This is a genomic window from Martelella sp., assembly GCF_984369615.1.
Window position 1 is genome coordinate 1 of the sequence record NZ_CFHTCS010000019.1, and the last position, 3,591, is coordinate 3,591.

Annotated in this window: 5 protein-coding genes; 4 read left to right on the forward strand and 1 reads right to left on the reverse strand. The window is 61.3% G+C overall.

Annotated features, from left to right (window positions below; genetic code table 11):
- Window positions 1-438, reverse strand: a 438-nt coding sequence (locus AC5DC2_RS03250; protein WP_491697443.1) for a DUF6282 family protein, incomplete at its 3' end; no start/stop codon positions are given.
- A 113-nt stretch (window positions 439-551) separates the two neighbouring features.
- Between AC5DC2_RS03250 and AC5DC2_RS03255 the strand changes: the two genes are divergently transcribed.
- From AC5DC2_RS03255 to AC5DC2_RS03270, 4 genes are all read left to right on the forward strand, one after another.
- Window positions 552-1,334 (forward strand): IclR family transcriptional regulator domain-containing protein, encoded by a 783-nt coding sequence (locus AC5DC2_RS03255; protein ID WP_491697444.1) that lies wholly within the window; start codon window positions 552-554, stop codon window positions 1,332-1,334.
- Window positions 1,331-2,089 (forward strand): M48 family metalloprotease, encoded by a 759-nt coding sequence (locus AC5DC2_RS03260; RefSeq protein ID WP_491697445.1) that lies wholly within the window; start codon window positions 1,331-1,333, stop codon window positions 2,087-2,089. The genes AC5DC2_RS03255 and AC5DC2_RS03260 overlap by 4 nt, the downstream gene beginning before the upstream one ends.
- A gap of 724 nt (window positions 2,090-2,813) precedes the next feature.
- On the forward strand, window positions 2,814-3,074 hold the full coding sequence (locus AC5DC2_RS03265) for a BapA/Bap/LapF family prefix-like domain-containing protein (RefSeq protein ID WP_491697446.1): 261 nt from the start codon (window positions 2,814-2,816) through the stop codon (window positions 3,072-3,074).
- 246 nt (window positions 3,075-3,320) lie between these two features.
- Window positions 3,321-3,591 (forward strand): hypothetical protein (locus AC5DC2_RS03270; RefSeq protein WP_491697447.1); only part of this gene is annotated, 271 nt, incomplete at its 3' end.

Consider the following 3,591-nt stretch of genomic DNA (forward strand, 5'->3'; position numbering starts at 1 on the left):
CGCTTTCAACTGCACATTGGAGGCAAGCCGTGACTTGCGGTGGGAACTGCGGATGTGATTGGCCGATTGGGCCGTGGGCATCCAGACCAGCCGGGCGCCCTGGTTGAGCTGGGCATCGACGACGAAGGGGTTGAGCCCACCGGTCGTGTTGTTCAAAACCAGCCCGCCGAACATGGCCACGTCCAGATGGCCGAGCACGCGTTCCATGATCGGCAGGAACGGCGCGACGGAATAGTGATGATCCTTGAACATGATGCCGCGCATGCCCGCGGCGGCGGCCTGCTCCACGGCCTGGAAATGATCAAGCTGACGGGCCATCGTCGACGGTCCGGAATGAACGTGAAGATCGACCGCTCCCTTCATCAGTCCGTCGACGACGGCGTCGTCGATCGCTGAGATCAGGGCGCGCACCTCCGCGCGATTGTTCGCCGTTGCCATGCAGTTCTCCTTCCTTCGAACAAGACGGGTATAGGGCTTGACAACGCGCGCCCTCAACTTGCAAACCCGATGTGTTCCGGCAGGCGAAATGCCGGCCTCTGGGAGGAGATATTGTGAGCATCCGGTCGATCGAGCGCGGACTGCGCGTGCTGCAGGAAATGAACCTGCAGCCCTACACCTCCATTGCCCATCTGCATGAGCGCACGGGCCTTCCCAAGCCGACGCTGGTCCGCATCCTGCGCACGCTTGAACTGGCCGGATATGTCGAGAACGATCCGCGCGTCGGCGGCTACCAGCTCAGCGCCCTCGTCGCCTCGCTGAGTTCCGGTTACCACAAGGAGCCGATGGTGGTGGAAGCCGGGCGGCCATGGGCCGTCGCCGTCACCCGCAAGCACCAGTGGCCCGTCTCTATCGCGCTGCTCGATCGGGACGCCGTGGTGGTGCGCATGAGCACCGTGCCCGACAGCTCGGTCTCGCCGTTTCACAAGACCGTCAACATGCGCCTGCCTTTGATCACGCGCGGGCTCGGTCTTGCCTATCTGGCGTTCACGCCCGAGGAGGAACTGGAACTGATCATCCGCATGCTGAGAACGTCCGGCGACCCGGAAAACGAACTGGCGCGGCATCCCGACAAGATCAGCCGGCTGGTGGCGATGACGAGGAGGCGCGGTTATGCGACCCGTGCAGCCCACGTGGAGCCGCGCAATTCCGACACGATCGCGGTGCCGGTTTTCAATGACGGCGGCCGTGTGGTGGCAAGTCTCGGCCTGACCTATTTCCGCTCGGCCTTCGCCTCCCAGCAGGAAGCGCACGAGCGCTATTCCGCCGTGCTGAAGACGGCATCGGAGGAAATCACGCGCGATCTCGCGCGCCTCAATCGCAGTACGCTTGCATGATGCGTTGCAAGCCTCAAAACGGCCGCGGTTCGTCCGGCTGGCGGCTCGCCGGCCTTTTCCTGTTGATCCTTCTCGCCGGCTGCCAGTCCGGTTTGCACGCTCCGTCCTCGTCGGACAGCAGCGGCGCGGCGGCTGCCGTCCGCAGCCGCCTGGAGCGGGAGAGCGGCGGCCTCTACAGGAACGCCGTCCTGTCGCGCGACCTGGCCGCGATTGGCGACCGGCTTTCGAAGGCGTCAGGCGGCATGCCCGTCACCGTGCTTGTTCTGAATTCCTCGATTGCCAACGCCTATTTCGCTCCGGGCGGATACATTTACCTGACGCGCAAACTGCTGACGCTGACTGGCGATGACAGCGAAACCGCCGCCGTGATCGCCCATGAAATGGCGCATATTCTCTCCGGGCACGCGGAGGCCCGGGCGCGTTTCGGGGTCGGTGCGGCGGTCTCCAGCGCGGATATCCGGCAGGCGATCGGCAACAGCGACGACGTGCGCGCGCTTCTCGCAAAAGGCAGTGCCAGCATCGCTGCCTTTTCCCGGCAGCAGGAGCTTGAGGCCGATGCCCTGGCAATCGGTTTGCTGGCGCAGGCCGGGTATGATCCCGCTGCACTTGTCCGTTTCCTGAAGGTCATGCAGGCCTACGAGCGGGCAGGGCCCGGCGGCGAGACCTTTGTCGCCTCCCATCCGGCCCCGTCCCTGCGGGTGGCGCGTGCCGAAAGGCTGGCGGACGCGCGCCCGTCATCCCGCCCCGGGCGGTGACGGACCAGAGCATGTCCGCGTTTCCGTGAATCGCGAACACGCTCTGGCCCATTGTTTTTCCGCGCGTCCGGACGGACAAACGGTCTCCACTTTTCCTTGAGGCGCTTTAGGCTGTTGCGAATCAGAGATGCTGTTCCGGGACCCTTCCATCCGAGTGTTCTATCCGCCACGAGAAGGGACGGGCCGCTGGATAAGTCCACGTTCACATTTCGGCCGCTTTCCACTGCCGCAGTGTCTGGGCAATGCATGTATTTTGTGCGCCAAAGCTTACTTGAATTCCGACAAGACACCGATTTATACTCAACCTGAAATAGTGCCTGAAAAAGAGGCAGTCTCGAGGTGAGACATTTTGTCGCGGTCCGAAGCCGGCCTTGATCAGCGAACCCGGATTTCGGTCTTGCGCTTTCAATCATTCGATTGGCCACGATGGCGAAAAGTGCCCGTATCGCGGGCGTTCTGTCTTTGTTGCAAGTCAATTTCGGAAGTTTATTCTTTAAAAAACACAGGTTTATAATTTCGCAAATAATTCATCTGACGTTCATAAAAACTGGCCTAGGTCACTTGCCCAAAGCGCGAGTTTGAATTAGTCACCCCCGCAAAAGTGGCAGGTCACAAGACGCCACGCGGGTCTCCATAACAATAAACACGCGCCTGAAAATTTTGCGAAATTGCACTTTAACGGTGTGATAGCGCTAGCAAACGGCAGCATCGAAGGAGCAGTCTCATGGACGCAATCATTGTCGACAAGAATGATGGTTCTCAGCATCGTCAGTCGGTCCTTAATCTTCAACTTGACGAGGCGTCTGTTGTAAAACTCCCGATCGCTCCGGAAAGCGTCGTTTCGTTCGAGCAGAACGGCGATGACCTCGTCATTGTCACCGTCGCCGGCGAGACCATCGTCATTGGCGATTTCTTCGTCGACTTCGATGACGAGCGCAACGAACTGGTCCTCGTTGACGATGACGGTATCGCCTGGTGGGGCTAGTATTCCGGCCCGTGGAGCGATTTCGCCTTCGCCGAGATCGGCGCAAACGGCGCATCGCCCTTTCCCTTTGGCGTTCTCGGCGGACTCGGCGCCGCGTCTGCAGGTGGTCTGGCCTTTTCAGGCGGCGCCGGCGAAGAAGCGGCCGCCTCCGTCGCCGAATTCCCGGTCCTCGACGTCGAAACGGTCGCCGACAACCCGGCCGCCGGCCACGTCACCGTCAGCGGCCGCAGTTCCGGCGATTACGTCGTGATCTCCTACCCGGACGAGAACGGCGAGACCGTCGTATCCGACCCGATTCCCGTCAACGACGACGGCAGTTGGACCCACGATATCCCACGTGAGGGAATTGACGAAGGTGATGTCGATTTCGTCGGGATCGTCACGGACGAAAACGGCAATCCTGTTGTCGATGGTGACGGCAATCCGATTTCCGATACGGAGACGGCGACGCTCGACCGCACCGCCCCCGAGGTCGGCGTTGTCATCACCGACAATGGCCAGGATGGCGAACTGGTGC